15 protein-coding genes are annotated in these 16,086 nt (G+C 65.5%); 12 read left to right on the top strand and 3 right to left on the bottom strand.

The window, feature by feature from the left end; genetic code table 11:
• Positions 1-80: 80 nt before the first annotated feature.
• The 6 genes from phaC to B7P44_RS09670 all read left to right on the top strand — a co-directional run bounded on the left by phaC (position 81) and on the right by B7P44_RS09670 (position 6,379).
• A complete protein-coding gene (phaC, locus tag B7P44_RS09695; protein WP_084903332.1) occupies positions 81-1,946 on the top strand; it encodes a class I poly(R)-hydroxyalkanoic acid synthase in 1,866 nt (621 codons plus the stop codon).
• A gap of 99 nt (positions 1,947-2,045) precedes the next feature.
• Positions 2,046-3,227 (top strand): acetyl-CoA C-acetyltransferase, encoded by a 1,182-nt coding sequence (locus tag B7P44_RS09690; protein ID WP_084903330.1) that lies wholly within the window; start codon positions 2,046-2,048, stop codon positions 3,225-3,227.
• 105 nt (positions 3,228-3,332) lie between these two features.
• On the top strand, positions 3,333-4,073 hold the full coding sequence (locus B7P44_RS09685) for a 3-ketoacyl-ACP reductase (RefSeq protein ID WP_084903327.1): 741 nt from the start codon (positions 3,333-3,335) through the stop codon (positions 4,071-4,073).
• Between the two features lie 120 nt (positions 4,074-4,193).
• Positions 4,194-4,757: a polyhydroxyalkanoate synthesis repressor PhaR gene (phaR, locus tag B7P44_RS09680; RefSeq protein WP_084903325.1), complete on the top strand. Its 564-nt coding sequence runs from the start codon at positions 4,194-4,196 to the stop codon at positions 4,755-4,757.
• A 498-nt stretch (positions 4,758-5,255) separates the two neighbouring features.
• The gene (locus B7P44_RS36275; RefSeq protein WP_157721056.1) at positions 5,256-5,681 is read left to right on the top strand and encodes a hypothetical protein; all 426 of its coding nucleotides are present in this window, start codon (positions 5,256-5,258) and stop codon (positions 5,679-5,681) included.
• A gap of 458 nt (positions 5,682-6,139) precedes the next feature.
• Positions 6,140-6,379 (top strand): integrase core domain-containing protein, encoded by a 240-nt coding sequence (locus B7P44_RS09670; RefSeq protein WP_084903319.1) that lies wholly within the window; start codon positions 6,140-6,142, stop codon positions 6,377-6,379.
• A 26-nt stretch (positions 6,380-6,405) separates the two neighbouring features.
• Here B7P44_RS09670 and B7P44_RS36270 read toward each other — a convergent pair whose 3' ends face one another.
• Positions 6,406-7,176: a hypothetical protein gene (locus tag B7P44_RS36270; protein ID WP_157721055.1), complete on the bottom strand. Its 771-nt coding sequence runs from the start codon at positions 7,174-7,176 to the stop codon at positions 6,406-6,408.
• Positions 7,177-7,444: 268 nt separating this feature from the next.
• Between B7P44_RS36270 and rimO the strand changes: the two genes are divergently transcribed.
• The 5 genes from rimO to B7P44_RS09645 all read left to right on the top strand — a co-directional run bounded on the left by rimO (position 7,445) and on the right by B7P44_RS09645 (position 12,867).
• Positions 7,445-8,806 carry a 30S ribosomal protein S12 methylthiotransferase RimO gene (gene rimO / locus B7P44_RS09665; RefSeq protein ID WP_084903316.1) on the top strand — a complete coding sequence of 454 codons (1,362 nt, stop codon included), beginning with the start codon at positions 7,445-7,447 and terminating at the stop codon, positions 8,804-8,806.
• Between the two features lie 3 nt (positions 8,807-8,809).
• Entirely contained in the window at positions 8,810-9,736 is a 927-nt protein-coding gene (locus B7P44_RS09660; RefSeq protein WP_084903313.1) for a sugar kinase, read from the top strand.
• Positions 9,737-9,794: 58 nt separating this feature from the next.
• On the top strand, positions 9,795-10,985 hold the full coding sequence (bktB, locus tag B7P44_RS09655; protein ID WP_084903311.1) for a beta-ketothiolase BktB: 1,191 nt from the start codon (positions 9,795-9,797) through the stop codon (positions 10,983-10,985).
• Positions 10,986-11,004: 19 nt separating this feature from the next.
• The gene (locus tag B7P44_RS09650) at positions 11,005-11,571 is read left to right on the top strand and encodes a hypothetical protein (protein ID WP_059476913.1); all 567 of its coding nucleotides are present in this window, start codon (positions 11,005-11,007) and stop codon (positions 11,569-11,571) included.
• A gap of 114 nt (positions 11,572-11,685) precedes the next feature.
• Positions 11,686-12,867, top strand: a complete 1,182-nt coding sequence (locus B7P44_RS09645) for a cystathionine beta-lyase (RefSeq protein ID WP_084903308.1) — start codon at positions 11,686-11,688, stop codon at positions 12,865-12,867.
• A gap of 61 nt (positions 12,868-12,928) precedes the next feature.
• Here the strand turns inward: B7P44_RS09645 and serB are convergent, their stop codons facing one another.
• Both serB and B7P44_RS09635 read right to left on the bottom strand, forming a co-directional pair.
• Entirely contained in the window at positions 12,929-13,774 is an 846-nt protein-coding gene (serB, locus tag B7P44_RS09640; RefSeq protein ID WP_084903306.1) for a phosphoserine phosphatase SerB, read from the bottom strand.
• A gap of 192 nt (positions 13,775-13,966) precedes the next feature.
• On the bottom strand, positions 13,967-14,932 hold the full coding sequence (locus B7P44_RS09635) for a LysR family transcriptional regulator (RefSeq protein WP_084903303.1): 966 nt from the start codon (positions 14,930-14,932) through the stop codon (positions 13,967-13,969).
• A gap of 123 nt (positions 14,933-15,055) precedes the next feature.
• On the opposite strand from B7P44_RS09635, the gene B7P44_RS09630 reads away from it, so the two are divergent.
• Complete coding sequence (locus B7P44_RS09630; protein ID WP_084903301.1) at positions 15,056-16,072, top strand: zinc-binding alcohol dehydrogenase family protein; 1,017 nt, start codon at positions 15,056-15,058, stop codon at positions 16,070-16,072.
• Positions 16,073-16,086 lie beyond the last annotated feature (14 nt).

Here is a 16,086-nt window from a genome sequence, read left to right as displayed (position 1 = left end):
CCCGGCTCGTTCGGCCGGCACGCCGCGCCGCGAGCAGGATTTCCACGATTGACGCTCAGGAATCACCGGTAAGGCAGGTAATGACAGCATCGAAAAACTCGTCGACGTCCGCACAGGCGGACACTTCCACGGGCCGCCAGGCATTCGATCAGGCAGCCCAGCCGATGCAGCAGATGTTCGAGGCGTGGTTGAACGCATGGCGGGGCTTCGCGGACCCGGCGCGCGCGGCGACCGCATCGGCCGCGACGAATCCGTTCGCGACGTTCCAGTTTCCCAAGTCGTTTCCGTTCCAGGTGCCGTCGATGCCCGATTTCGGCGGCGCGGCGTCGCCGTTCGCGGGCCTGAAGCTGCCGGTCGCCGCGATTGCCCCTGAGCGCCTGCAGAAGCTGCAGGCCGACTATGCGCGCGACTGCGCGACGCTGATGCAGCAGGCGAGCGCGGCGAAGCTCGAGGCGCCCGAACTGAAGGATCGCCGTTTCAGCGGCGACGCATGGAAGGCGTCGCCCGCGCACGCGTTCGCCGCGGCGTGGTACCTGCTCAACGCGCGCTACCTGCAGGAGCTCGCCGACGCGCTCCAGACCGATCCGAAGACGCGCGAGCGGATTCGCTTCACGGTCCAGCAGTGGACGGCCGCCGCCGCGCCGAGCAACTTCCTCGCGCTCAATCCGGACGCGCAGAAGTCGATCATCGAGACCCAGGGCGAGAGCCTGCGGCAGGGGATGATGAACCTGCTCGGCGACCTGCAGCGCGGCAAGATTTCGCAGACCGACGAATCGCAGTTCGTGGTCGGCAGGAACCTCGGCTGCACCGAGGGCGCGGTCGTCTACGAGAACGACCTGATCCAGCTGATCCAGTACAAGCCGACGACGGAGACGGTGTTCGAAAGGCCGCTCCTCATCGTGCCGCCGTGCATCAACAAGTTCTACATCCTCGATCTGCAGCCCGAAAATTCGCTCGTCGCGCACGCGCTGTCGTGCGGCCACCAGGTGTTCCTCGTGTCGTGGCGCAACGCGGACGCGTCGGTCGCCCACAAGACCTGGGACGACTACATGAACGAAGGCATGCTGGCCGCGATCGATGCTGTGCAGCAGGTCAGCGGCCGCGAGCAGATCAACACGCTCGGCTTCTGCGTCGGCGGCACGATGCTGGCGACCGCGCTGTCGGTGCTTGCGGCGCGCGGCGAGCATCCGGCCGCGTCGATGACGCTGCTCACGGCGATGCTCGACTTCTCCGATACGGGCGTCGTCGACGTATTTGTCGACGAGGCGCACGTGCAGATGCGCGAACAGACGATCGGCGGCAAGAACGGTACGCCGCCCGGGCTGATGCGCGGCGTCGAGTTCGCGAACACGTTCTCGTTCCTGCGCCCGAACGATCTCGTGTGGAACTACGTCGTCGACAACTACCTGAAGGGCCGCACGCCGGCGCCGTTCGACCTGCTGTACTGGAACAGCGACTCGACGAACCTGCCTGGCCCGATGTACGCGTGGTACCTGCGCAATACCTATCTCGAGAACCGGCTGCGTGAGCCGGGCGCGCTGACCGTGTGCGGCGAAGCGGTCGACCTGTCGCTGATCGACTTGCCGACGTTCATCTACGGCTCGCGCGAGGATCACATCGTGCCGTGGCAGACGGCCTACGCATCGACGTCGATCCTGACGGGCCCGCTGAAGTTCGTGCTGGGCGCGTCGGGCCACATCGCCGGCGTGGTCAATCCGCCCGCGAAAAAGAAGCGCAGCTACTGGGTCAACGACGACAGCCTGCCCGAATCGGCCGACGACTGGTTTGCCGGCGCGACCGAGCAGCCCGGCAGCTGGTGGCCGGCCTGGATCGAATGGCTCGATCAGTACGGCGGCCGCAAGGTCGCTCCGCACGCGCAGCTCGGCTCGCAACAGTTCCCGGTGATCGAACCGGCGCCCGGCCGCTACGTGTTGCAGCGCGATTGACGAAAACCGGACAGCGGCGCACGCTGTCCGATGCGCCGCAGTTTTTTTAACAGGGCGGGGAGCGATGCGCCGTGTCGCGCCGGCCCGGAGGAAAGGGAAATGACGGACGTAGTGATCGTATCGGCCGCGCGGACCGCGGTCGGCAAATTCGGCGGCACGCTCGCGAAGATCGCGGCGCCGGAGCTGGGCGCGACGGTGATCCGCGCGGTGCTGGAGCGCGCCGGCGTGAAGCCGGAGCAGGTGAGCGAAGTGATCCTGGGCCAGGTGCTGGCGGCCGGCTCGGGCCAGAACCCGGCGCGGCAGTCGCTGATCAAGGCCGGGCTGCCGAGCGCGGTGCCGGGGATGACGATCAACAAGGTGTGCGGGTCGGGCCTGAAGGCGGTGATGCTGGCGGCGAACGCGATCATTGCCGGCGAGGCGGACATCGTGATCGCGGGCGGGCAGGAGAACATGAGCGCGGCGCCGCACGTGCTGCCGGGCTCGCGCGACGGGTTCCGGATGGGCGACGCGAAGCTGGTCGACACGATGATCGTAGACGGGCTGTGGGACGTGTACAACCAGTACCACATGGGAATCACGGCGGAGAACGTCGCGAAGGAATACGGGATCACGCGCGAGGAGCAGGACGCATTTGCGGCGCTGTCGCAGAACAAGGCGGAAGCGGCGCAGAAGGCGGGCCGCTTTAACGACGAGATCGTGCCGGTGGCGATCCCGCAGAAGAAGGGCGAGCCGCTGCAGTTCGCGACCGACGAGTTCGTGCGTCACGGCGTGACGGCGGACGCGCTGGCGGGGCTGAAGCCGGCGTTCGCGAAGGACGGCACGGTGACGGCGGCGAACGCGTCGGGGCTCAACGACGGCGCGGCGGCGGTGCTGGTGATGTCGGCGCAGAAGGCGGCGGCGCTGGGTCTCACGCCGCTGGCGCGGATCAAGGCGTACGCGAACGCGGGCGTGGACCCGAGCGTGATGGGGATGGGCCCGGTGCCGGCGTCGCGGCGGTGCCTGGAGCGCGCGGGCTGGACGCCGGGCGACCTGGACCTGATGGAGATCAACGAGGCGTTCGCGGCGCAGGCGCTGGCGGTGCACAAGCAGATGGGCTGGGACACGTCGAAGGTGAACGTGAACGGCGGGGCGATCGCGATCGGTCATCCGATCGGGGCGTCGGGCTGCCGGATCCTGGTGACGCTGCTGCACGAGATGGTCAAGCGCGACGCGAAGCGCGGGCTGGCGTCGCTGTGCATCGGCGGCGGGATGGGCGTCGCGCTCGCGGTCGAGCGTCCGTAATCCCTTCGTGCGGTTCTCGGCGCCGGCCGTCAGGTCCGGCCGGCGCCGCGTGAAGTCAGAGGGGGCCCCGGCTGCTCTCGAAACCAAAAAAATGGAGTGAGATTTATGTCTCAGCGAATTGCTTACGTAACGGGCGGCATGGGCGGCATCGGCACCAGCATCTGCCAGCGCCTGTTGAAGGACGGCTTCAAGGTGGTGGCGGGCTGCGGCCCGAACTCGCCGCGTCGCGTGAAATGGCTCGAGGAGCAGAAGGCGCTCGGGTTCGACTTCATCGCATCGGAAGGCAACGTCGGCGACTGGGACTCGACCAAGGAAGCGTTCGACAAGGTCAAGGCCGAGGTCGGCGAGATCGACGTGCTGGTCAACAACGCGGGCATCACGCGCGACGTCGTGTTCCGCAAGATGACGCGCGAGGACTGGACCGCCGTCATCGACACCAACCTGACGAGCCTGTTCAACGTGACGAAACAGGTGATCGACGGCATGGTCGAACGCGGCTGGGGCCGGATCATCAACATCTCGTCGGTGAACGGCCAGAAGGGCCAGTTCGGCCAGACCAACTACTCGACCGCGAAGGCCGGCATTCACGGCTTCACGATGTCGCTCGCGCAGGAAGTCGCGACGAAGGGCGTGACGGTCAACACCGTGTCGCCGGGCTATATCGGCACCGACATGGTCAAGGCGATCCGTCCGGACGTGCTCGAGAAGATCGTCGCGACGATTCCGGTGCGTCGTCTCGGCGCACCCGAGGAAATCGGGTCGATCGTCGCGTGGCTTGCGTCGAATGATTCGGGCTTCGCGACGGGCGCCGACTTCTCGCTGAACGGCGGCCTGCACATGGGCTGAGCCCCCGAACCGCGCGGGCCGGGCGGCCGCGCGGATCGGCGTTTACAAAGGGGCCCCACCACCCGTCTTTCGGGCGGCGGGGGATCGTCACTGCGCTGCGCTGGCACTTAAAGGCGTTACATGACTACTACAAAGAAAACGGCTGAACGGCTCATCAAGAAATATCCGAACCGCCGGCTCTACGATACCGAGACAAGCACGTACATCACGCTTACCGACGTGAAACAACTCGTGCTGGAACAGGAGGATTTCAAGGTCGTCGACGCGAAATCGAGCGAAGACCTGACCCGCAGCATCCTGCTGCAGATCATCCTCGAAGAGGAAAGCGGCGGCGTGCCGATGTTCTCGTCGTCGATGCTGTCACAGATCATCCGCTTCTACGGGCATGCGATGCAGGGGATGATGGGCACCTACCTGGAGAAGAACATCCAGGCGTTCATCGATATCCAGAACAAACTCGCGGACCAGTCGAAGAACCTGTATGAGAACAATGCGATGAACCCGGAGATCTGGTCGCAGTTCATGAACATGCAGGCGCCGATGATGCAGGGCATGATGACGAGCTACATCGAGCAATCGAAGAACATGTTCGTCCAGATGCAGGAACAAATGCAGAATCAGGCGAAGTCGATGTTCAGTTCGTTCCCGTTCAAGCCGCCTGGCTCGGAGCCGGAGAAGAAGTAAGCGGATATCCGGTGCGGGCGCGCAACGCGCCGCGCCGGCATCGCGCGGGATGGACGCGAGTCAGTCGCATCGCGTCAAGGTCCGCGCCAAGGTCGCCGAATGTCGTGCGGACTCATGGTCCGCTGCGATGGTGGCGCCGATCGATACCCAGGACCGGTCGTTCGCATCGGCGCCTGCAGGCTGCTCGTGGTTCTATGATGCTCGGCAGCGAGCCTGAATCGCTGCCGTAGCAAGTTGCTCCCGATTTCCCCCCCCGTGCACGAGCGCACGACAATGCCGTCCGTTCGGCCGTCGTGCGACGTGTCGCCCGGCAAGCGCCTGTTCATCGACAACCATTTCACGCTGCGTTCACACAGCTTCACGAGCGCGTGTTCGATCCCAAGCTGCTGTACGCGTGGGGGCGGCGAGAGATTGAAAAGGGAACAGGGTAAATGAGCGTGGAATCCGTACGCCGCAAAGCGGCGGTGTCGGAAAGATGAAAAATGGGCCGGCCGGCGTATGCCGGTCGGCCGACATGAAGGCAAAAATCAATCGTGGTTTCTGTTGATCAGCCGTGATGCGCGATTATCGAACGGCGAAGCGAGTAGCTACCATGCCGTTGACGCATCCATTCCCGTAGATGATGAAATTCCGGTTGCTGTTGAAGACGGAATAGATGATCGAGAAAAATTCCTTCTGGTTGAACACGTAGGTGTTGTCGACAATGCTGACCAGAAGGTTGCCGCTCGGGTCAGACTCGATCTTGTCGATCCTGCCGGCTTTGCAGATGGATTCCGCAGACGCGTAGGAAGACGCGAGCATCATGGCAGTAAAAAGCACCGTTGCAATTTTTTTCACGACTTGTCCTTTGTGAGTGAATTGATGATGTGGTTTTTGACGCGGTTGATGCCCGGTGAGGTGGTGTTTGTTTTTATCGACAAATAGGGTCTGAGTCTTTGTGGTTTGTTTTGATTGTTGGATTTCCGGATTTGACTGGTCTGCTTATGGGAATTGTCGACAAATTTGTGCTGCTTGATGGTTGGGTGCAACATTTCGGTGCTGCGGTGCGCAACAGAGATTATGGTTTGGAATTGTCTAATTCCAATTAAATAAATTTATCGTTTTTCTTGGTTGATAAGGTTGGAATTGAATTGGTGCTGTAATATTCTGGTGGGTATTGTTCAATGCTTTGATCGCGGTTGTGGGCGTCGATATTGAATCGGGAGATTAATGTCGAGACGTGGCATTTGGCGAAGCCAAGGTGTTGAAGATGTTCGCCGCTTCAATCGATGAATGTTTCGGCGGTCGGCGCAAGAGAGGCGCTGGTTTGATACGGAACCACAAACGGACGAGGCGGCTGTACTGCAAGACGGTGTACCGCTTCACATGAAACGGCGAAAGACGTGTCCGAGCGCATCACGCAAGGTGAGCGCTTCAACGGACGATTGCGCGAAGAATGCCTGGCTCGGTGTGCGTTCGACAGCTTCGTCCAGGCACATACGCGCATCGGAATGTGGCGAAGCGATTACAACTCGGTTCGCCAGCATTGTGCCTTGGGGCAACTGACATCGGATCAATTCCCGAAAATGCATCAATCGAAAACTGCCGAAGCCGCCAGCTTGCAAATGGCGTGCCCGGCGTAAGGTCGGTTCGGCAATTTCAGGTTTTGCTAGTTGCCAATTGCGATAAATGCAAAGCTTCTGTTCTGGAGGCTGCCGGTACTGTTGCCGGTATTGGCTTGACAGGAGTTCTTGTTGACGAACGGGAAGGCCACTCCGTCAGAATTGGCTTGTCCTGAATCGTTGTAGTTGTTTTGAGATCCGACAATTCCGGGGAGTGCGGAGAAACCAGGGCTGAAGGAGATCGCGTACTTGCCAGAGCTGACGTTCTCGACGGTGAAATCTCCGCTGCCGTTGAGTATGCTTCCGTTTTTGTCGATGGTTCCCCAAATGATTCGAGACATTATTTCCTCCAATGTGAATAAGGTATTCATTGTTCCATATTCATGGCGGCTTAAACCAAGGCGATCAAGAAGTGCGGGACGTGGAAATGTCCGATCAAGTTCGCATTGGAATTTTGATGGTAGGTCGTGGATGTTGGGATGTAAACGTCCGGTCAAGGCGGATTTTTCGAGTGGCGGCTGCGTTTGATTGTCTGAGGTCGGGTTTGTTTGGGGGGGTAAATTAAAATGCTCGTTGCTTTTGTTGAATATTTGTGGATTGAGCTGAATCTGACTACGGCGACTGGCTGCACACGAAGAACGTCGAGGCCGCGTGCACGATGCCGCAGTTGTATCCGGCTGACGAAATGATCGGGAAGTAAAAGGTTTGACATGCTGCGGCGGCTTTTGCGGCTGATGCAGCAAGGTGGTGTTCGAGCGAGTCAACTTCTCGGTGCTCGCCGACAAACTGGATCGCGAGTTCGCGCTGCGCTGATGCATGCCCGCTGGTGCCTCGCCGTGATCAAAAAGCAGGGCAGGTCACTCCGTAGCATCAAATTGCTTGGATCGACCTTGAATTCGACGTCGGGGCAGAAGCGCCGGCGTCGATGATCTGGCAGGGCCACATCAATTTCCAGTCCGTGGTCGACCGCCCATCGATCGGCGTACTCAAGCCGCCGGTCCATGCCGCCGCCACCTGCTCATTTTGGCTCGCCGAACCCTAAATGGCTGTAAACTCTCGTTTTTGCTGCCACGCCCCACATTCCAGATGTCTCAATCCCCGAAAGTAGGCTTCGTTTCGCTCGGCTGCCCGAAAGCGCTGGTCGACTCCGAACAAATCATCACCCAGCTGCGCGCCGAAGGCTATGAAATCTCCGGCACCTACGACGGCGCAGATCTCGTCGTTGTCAACACCTGCGGCTTCATCGACGAAGCCGTGCAGGAGAGCCTCGACGCGATCGGCGAGGCGCTGACCGAAAACGGCAAGGTGATCGTCACCGGCTGTCTCGGCGCGAAGAAGAGCGCAAGCGGCTCGGGCCTGATCGAGGAGGTGCATCCGAAGGTGCTCGCGGTCACCGGCCCGCACGCGGTCGGCGAGGTGATGCAGGCGGTCCATTCGCACCTGCCGAAGCCGCACGATCCGTTCGTCGACCTCGTGCCCGCGGCCGGCATCAAGCTCACGCCGCGCCACTACGCGTACCTGAAGATTTCCGAAGGCTGCAACCACCGCTGCACGTTCTGCATCATCCCGTCGATGCGCGGCGACCTCGTGTCGCGCCCGGTCGCCGAAGTGATGCTCGAAGCGGAAAACCTGTTCAAGTCCGGCGTCAAGGAACTGCTCGTGATCTCGCAGGACACGAGCGCGTACGGCGTCGACGTCAAATATCGCACGGGCTTCTGGAACGGCAAGCCGATCAAGACGCGCATGACCGACCTGGTCGCCGCGCTCGGCGAACTCGCGGCGCAGTACGGCGCGTGGGTGCGCCTGCACTACGTGTATCCGTATCCGAGCGTCGATGAAGTCATTCCGCTGATGGCCGAAGGTCCGTTCAAGGGCCACGTGCTGCCGTACCTCGACGTGCCGTTCCAGCACGCGCATCCGGAAGTGCTGAAGCGCATGAAGCGCCCGGCGAACGCCGAGAAGGTGCTCGAGCGCGTGCAGAAGTGGCGCGAGCTCTGCCCGGACCTGACGATCCGCAGCACGTTCATCGCGGGTTTCCCCGGCGAGACCGAGGAACAGTTCGAGACGCTGCTCGACTTCATCCGCGAGGCGGAACTCGACCGTGTCGGCTGCTTCGCGTATTCGCCGGTCGAGGGTGCGACGGCGAACGAGCTGGACGGCGCGCTGCCCGACGACGTGCGCGAGGAGCGTCGCGCGCGCTTCATGGAAGTGGCCGAGGAGGTGTCGGCGAAGCGCATCGAGCGCAAGGTCGGCAAGACGCTGAAGGTGCTGATCGACGAAGTGAGCGACGAAGGCGGCATCGGCCGCACGGCGGCGGATGCGCCGGAAATCGACGGCGTCGTCTACGTCGAGCCGGCGCAGAAGGCGTCGAAGCGCTACAAGGTCGGCGATTTCGTGTCCGTGAAGATCACGGGCGCCGACGGTCACGATCTGTGGGGCGAGGTGTAAGCGATGGCGGCGCCGTTTCCGGAGATTCTCGCGCTCGGCGAGGCGATGGTCGAATTCAACCAGTCGCAGCCGGGCCGTCCCGAATTCCTGCAGGGCTTCGGCGGCGACACGTCGAACTTCTGCATCGCGGCAGCGCGCCAGGGCGCGTCGGCGGGCTTCGTGTCGGCAGTCGGCGACGACCCGTTCGGCCGGCTGCTGAGCGACCTGTGGCGCAGTGAGGGCGTCGACACGACGTATGTGCGCATCGACCATGCGGCGCCGACCGGCGTGTACTTCGTCACGCACGGCCCGAACGGCCATCAGTTCGACTACCTGCGCGCCGGCTCGGCCGCGAGCCGCTACGCGACCGGCGACCTGCCGCTCGACGCGCTCGCCGCCGCGAAGGCGGTGCACCTGTCGGGCATCAGCCTCGCGATCGGCACGGCTGCGTGCGACGCCGCGTTCGCGGCGATCGAGCATGCGCGCAAGCACGGCGCGAAGGTCAGCTTCGACACGAACCTGCGCCTGAAGCTGTGGCCGCTGCCGCGCGCCCGCGCGGTGATGCGCGAGGCGCTGCGCCAGACGGACATCTGCCTGCCGAGCTGGGAGGATGTCACGGCGATCACAGGCGCGGACGACCGCGATGCGATCGTCGACGCGATGCTCGAACTCGGGCCGCAGGTCGTCGCGCTGAAGCTCGGCAAGGACGGCGCGTATGTTGCGACGCCGCACGAACGGCGCGTCGTGCCGGGCTTCACGGTCGACGCGATCGACGCGACGGGCGCGGGCGACTGCTTCGGCGGCGCGTTCGTCGCGCGGATCGTCGCGGGCGACGATCCGTTCACGGCGGCGCGCTACGCGAACGCGGCGGCGGCGCTGTCGACGACGGGCTACGGCGCGGTCGCGCCGATTCCGCGGCGCGACGCGGTGGAGCGCTTCATGCAGGGCTGACGCGCACGCCGGCCGCGCCACATGGTTGTTTCATTCGGACAGGGGATGAGGAGGCAGCATGCAGCGTGAAGTGGTGGTGGTGAGCGGCGTGCGGACCGCGATCGGCGATTTCGGCGGCAGCCTGAAGGATTTCCCGCCGACCGAACTGGGCGCGAAGGTCGTGCGCGAAGTGCTGCAGCGCGCGCAGGTGTCGGGCGACGAGGTCGGCCACGTGGTGTTCGGCAACGTCGTGCATACCGAGCCGAAGGACATGTACCTCGCGCGGGTCGCCGCGATCGACGGCGGCGTCGCGCAGCACACGCCCGCGCTCACCGTCAACCGGCTGTGCGGCTCGGGCCTGCAGGCGATCGTGTCGGCCGCGCAGGGCGTGCTGCTCGGCGATGCGGACGTTGCGATCGCCGGCGGCGCGGAAAACATGAGCCGCGCGCCGTATTCGATGCCGGCCGCGCGGTTCGGCCAGCGGATGGGCGACATGCGCGCGGTCGACATGATGGTCGGCGCGCTGAACGATCCGTTCCAGACGATCCACATGGGCGTGACGGCGGAGAACGTCGCGGCGAAATACGGAATCTCGCGCGACGAGCAGGACGCGCTGGCGCTCGAATCTCACCGGCGCGCGTCGCATGCGGCGCAGGCCGGCTACTTCAAGGACCAGATCCTGCCGGTCGAGCTGATCGGCTCGAAGAAGGGCACGCCGGTCATGTTCGACCGCGACGAGCACGTGCGGCACGACGCGAGCGCCGACGACTTCACGAAGCTGCGCCCGGTGTTCGTCAAGGAAAACGGCACGGTGACGGCCGGCAATGCGTCGGGCATCAACGACGCGGCCGCCGCGGTGCTGCTGATGGAGCGCAGCGTGGCCGAGAAGCGCGGCGCACGGCCGCTCGCGCGTCTCGTCGCGTATGCGCACGCAGGCGTCGATCCCGCGTACATGGGAATCGGCCCGGTGCCGGCAACGCGCAAGGTGCTCGAGCGCGCGGGGCTGACGGTCGCGGATCTCGACGTGATCGAGGCAAACGAGGCATTCGCCGCACAGGCCTGCGCGGTGACGAAGGCGCTGGGGCTGGACCCGGCGAAGGTGAATCCGAACGGGTCGGGCATTTCGCTCGGTCACCCGATCGGCGCGACGGGCGCGCTGATTGCCGTCAAGGCGCTGTACGAACTGCAGCGCATCGGCGGCCGTTACGCGCTCGTGACGATGTGCATCGGCGGCGGGCAGGGCATCGCCGCGATTTTCGAGCGAATCTGAGAGCAAGGAGCAACACAAGGTGGGTCGATATTCGGGATGGCAACGGGCACTCGTCGTCGCATGCGCGCTGGCGGCGGGCATGGCGACGCCGCATGCATTCGCGGCGCACGTCATCGCGCCGGACGCGCAGCAGGACCCGCAACAGGACCTGCAGCGGGACGACTCCGCCCCCGCGCGGCCGCTCAAGCCGAATCCCGAGTTCGCCCGCCTGCCGCGCTACGAAGGCACGCTCGGCGGCCGGCCGATCGTCGTGCGTCTCGGTCCGAAGGAGAACGAAGAGGGCGTGCACGGCGAGTACCAGTTCGCCGACACGGGCGAAGTGATCCTGCTGGCCGGCGACCGCGACGGCGATACGCTCGAAATCGAGGAATCGAACGACGGCACCAACATCACCGGCGTGTGGATCGGCCGCTTCGACGCGTCCGGTGGCCTGAAGGCGGACCGGATGAACTCGGATGAATCGGATCCGCAGCCGGTCGTGCTGCGGCCGGCGCGCGGGTCGCGCGCGGCGCTGCAGGTGCGCGACGGCCGCGTGCAGGAAATCGAGACGGTCGGCGGCGTCGTCGACCTGCGCGCCGACGACTGAGCCCCGCGCTGGCTCGGTGTGCGCGGCGCGCATTGTACCGGGCCAAGCGCGGCCGTTTTGACTATGCTGGCGGTCTGTTCAGCAACCGTTCGGCTTTCTTCCGGCCTCATCGCCATGACTGCATCCACTCCCAAACGCGCACTGCAAACCCGCATCGTTCAACCCGACGACGTGATTCCGGAAGGCTTCCGCTCGTTCGTTCCGCCGGTCGCGCGCGCGTCGACGGTCGTGTTTCCCGACCTCGCGACGATGCGCAACCTCGACTGGCGCCAGGACAGCCAGTGGCGCTACGGGCTGCACGCAACGCCGACCTCGCTCGCGCTCGCGCAGCGGCTCGCGGAGATCGAGGGCGGCACGCACGCGCTGCTGCAGCCGTCGGGTCTCGCGGCGATCATGAACGTCTACTTCGGCCTGGTGAAGGCGGGCGACGACGTGCTGATCCCGCACAACGTCTACGGCCCGAACGCCGATTTCGGCAACTGGCTCGCAAAGGATTTCGGCATCACCGTGCGTTTCTACGATCCGCTCGTCGGCGCCGGCATCGCGGACCTGATCCGGCCGAACACGCGCCTGATCTGGCTCGAGGCGCCCGGCTCGGTGACGATGGAAGTGCCGGACGTCCGGGCGATCACGGTGGTCGCGAAGCAGCACGGCGTCGTCACCGCGATCGACAACACGTATTCGGCGGGGCTCGCGTTCAAGCCGTTCGAGCACGGCGTCGACATCTCGGTGCAGGCGCTGACCAAGTACCAGTCGGGCGGCAGCGACCTGCTGATGGGCGCGACGATCACCGCGGACGCGGCGCTGCACGCACACCTGAAGCTCGCGCGGATGCGCTGCGGGATCGGCGTGTCGGTCGACGACTGCTCGCTCGTGCTGCGCAGCCTGCCGAGCATGCAGGCGCGCTTCGACGCGCACAGCAAGAGCGCGCTCGCGCTCGCGCACTGGCTGAAGGCGCGGCCGGAAATCGCGGCCGTGCTGCATCCGCAGTTGCCGGATTGTCCGGGCCATGCGTCGTTCGAGCGCGATTTCACGGGGGCGGGCGGCCTGTTCTCGGTGATCTTCGACGCGCGCTACAGCGCGGCGCAAGTCGACCGCTTCGTCGAGGCGCTGGAGCTGTTCGCGATCGGCTGGAGCTGGGGGGGCGCGTGCAGTCTCGCGATGCCGTACGACGTCGCGTCGATGCGGCCGGAGTGGCCGCATCGCGGCACGCTGGTGCGGTTCTACGTCGGCCTGGAGGCCGAAGCCGACCTGCGCGCGGACATCGAGCGCGCGATGCAGGCGACGCTCGGCTGAGCGGCGCTCGGGCAGGCCGGACGCCGGCGTGACTTCTTGAGGTCGCGCCGGCGTTTTTGTTTCAGAACAGGCGCAGCAGGCCGTCGAGGCCGACGTGATCGAACGCGACCGTCGCCGCGTCGCGCACGATCGGCTTCGCGCGGAAGGCGACCGACAGGCCGGCTTCCGCCATCATCTTCAGGTCGTTCGAGCCGTCGCCCATCGCGATCGCGCGGCTTGGCGCGATGCCGAGCGACGCACACGTGTCGCGCAGCATGCGCGCCTTCACGTCGGCGTTGACGATCTCGCCGATCACTTTCCCGGTCAGCTTGCCGTCGACGATTTCGAGCGTGTTCGCGTGCGCGAAGTCGAGGCCGAGCCGCATCTTCAGGCGTTCGGTGAAGAACGTGAAGCCCCCCGACACGAGCAGCGTCTTCAGGCCGGCGGCCTTCGCGCCGGCGAGCATCGTCTCCGCGCCCGGCGACAGCCGCAACCGCTCGTCGTACACGCGATCGAGCGCCTGTGCGTCGAGGCCGGCGAGCAGCGCGACGCGACGCGTCAGGCTTTCGTCGAAATCGCGGATCTCGCCGCGCATCGACGCCTCGGTGATTGCCGCCACCTCCGCCTTGAAGCCGCAGAAATCCGCGATCTCGTCGATGCATTCGATCGTGATCAGCGTCGAATCCATGTCCATCACGACGAGCCCGAAGTCGTGCAGCGTGCGGCCGGCATCGACGAACGCGAAGTCGAGCGCGTGCGTGCCGCAGTACACGTCGATGTCGGGCCGCTGCGCTGGATTGGCATCTTCGATGCGCAGCGCGTGCGCGTCGATCTGCACGATGCGGGCGCCGCGCGCCAGCGCGAGCAACGGTTTGTGATGTGCGTCCGACAACGGCGCGACGCTCTGGATGACGAGATTCTGAGTCATGACGGATACGTTGGAATGCGAATGGAATGCGTGGGCAGCCGTGGCTGCCTGCGGACGCCGAACCGGACCGCCCGATGCCGGCGGCGGGCGGCTGCGCCGCAAACCTGACATTGTAGCCGGTCGGTGCGGCCCGGGTGCCGGACGGCGGCGCGGAGTCGTCCGGTCGGCCAGTGCCGGCCAGGCACGCGCCGTCTATCGCGCATCCGCACGATCCCAGTAAGGCGGATCGCCGAAATGCCCGGCGAGAAACGAAATGAACGCGAGCGTCTTCAGCGGCACGTGCGCGCGGCTCGGGTAGACGGCCCAGATCGCGACCTCGTCGGCGAGCGGGTAGTCGTCGAGCACGGTGACGAGCGCGCCGCGCGCCAATTGGGGCGCGACGTCCCAGGTCGACTTGATCGCGATCCCGAAGCCGTCGACGAGCGCTTCGCGGATCGCCTCGCCGTTGCTCGCGACGAGCCGGCCGCCGACGCGCACCGTGAGCGGCCCCTGCGGCGTGACGAACGACCAGTCGCGCTGGTCGCCGAGGATCACGCATTCGTGCTGCGCGAGATCGGCCGGATGGCGCGGCGCGCCGTGCTCGGCAAGATAGGCGGGCGAGCAGCACACGACGCGGCGGTTCGCGGCGAGCTTGCGCGCGACCAGCGTCGAATCCTTCAGCGCGCCGAGCCGGATCGCGACGTCGATGCCTTCGTCGACCAGGTCGACGATCTCGTCGGACAGCCGCAGGTCGAGCGACACCGACGGGTAGCGGCGCAGGAAGGCCGGGATCACCGGCGCGACGTGCTGGCGGCCGAACGACGACGACATCGACACCTTCAGGCGCCCGTACGGCTCGGTGCGGCCGTGGCCGACCGACGCGCGCGCGGCGTCGGCGGCGGCGAGCAGCGCCTCGGCGCGCGCCATGAAGACCTCACCGTCCTGCGTGAGGCTGATGCGGCGCGTGGTGCGATGCAGCAGGCGGGCGCCGAGCTGGCGTTCGAGCTGCGCGATGCGCGCGCTCGCGACCGCGGCGGACACGCCGAATTCGCGGCCGGCGGCGGTCACGTTCGCGAGCAGCGCCGCGCGCACGAACAGGCCGACGTCGAGCAGGTCGAGCGGCTTGTCGGGGCCGGGAATGGGGGGCAATGCCGGAGCCGATGTCGGGTCGGATGTCATTCTTCGGAAAATCAGGAAAATGTTTCAGGAAATATAGCGGTTTTCGCGAAGGATCGCGCGGCCTACGATGCGGTTCACAGGGCCGCCGTCGCGGTCCGATCGACCCCTTCAAGGAGCCGCAAGATGAAAGCCGTTGGACTGACCCGTTACCTGCCGATCGACGATCCGCAGGCGTTGCTCGACGTCGAGCTGCCGCAGCCCGTGCCGGGCCCGCGCGACCTGCTCGTGAAGATCGAGGCGATTTCCGTGAACCCGGTCGACACCAAGGTGCGCGCACCGAAGCCGCAGGTCGAAACCGCGCCGCGCGTGCTCGGCTGGGACGCCGCCGGCACGGTCGTCGCGGTCGGCGCGGAAGTGACGCTGTTCCGGCCGGGCGACGAGGTGTTCTACGCCGGCAGCATCACGCGGCCGGGCGCGAACAGCGAATACCACGCGGTCGACGAGCGCATCGCCGCGCTGAAGCCGCGCACGCTCGACTTCGCGGCGGCCGCCGCGCTGCCGCTCACCGCGCTGACCGCGTGGGAAGCGCTGTTCGACCGGCTGCGCGTGTCGCCGCAGGGCGCGGACGCGGGCAAGTCGGTGCTGATCGTCGGCGGCGCGGGCGGCGTCGGCTCGATCGCGATCCAGCTTGCGAAGACGCTCGGCAAGCTGCACGTGATCGCGACCGCGTCGCGGCCCGAATCGGTGCAGTGGGTGCGCGGGCTCGGCGCCGACCAGGTGGTCGACCACTTCGGCGATTTGCCCGCGCAGCTGCGCGACGCGGGCTACCCGCAGGTCGACTATGTGCTGATCTTCAACGACTCCGACCGGCACTTCCCGGCGGCGGCCGAGGTGATCCGGCCGCAGGGGGGCATCTGCACGATCGTCGAGAATGCGAAGCCGCTGCCGGTCGAGCTGCTGAAGGCGAAGAGCGCCGCGTTTCACTGGGAATTCATGTTCACGCGCGCGATGTTCGAGACGCCGGACATGATCGAGCAGCACAAGCTGTTGACCGAAGTGGCGCGGCTCGTCGACGACGGCGTGCTGCGCACGACGCTGGGCGAGCACCTGGGGGCGATCAACGCGGACAACGTGCGGCGCGCGCATCGGCTGCTGGAGGCGGGGCGCGCGATCGGCAAGCTGGTGCTGAGCGGCTTCTGAGTAACCGTCTAGCG

The organism is Burkholderia ubonensis subsp. mesacidophila (genome assembly GCF_002097715.1).
Classification (GTDB): domain Bacteria; phylum Pseudomonadota; class Gammaproteobacteria; order Burkholderiales; family Burkholderiaceae; genus Burkholderia; species Burkholderia mesacidophila.
This window is presented reverse-complemented; position numbering and strand designations above follow the sequence as displayed.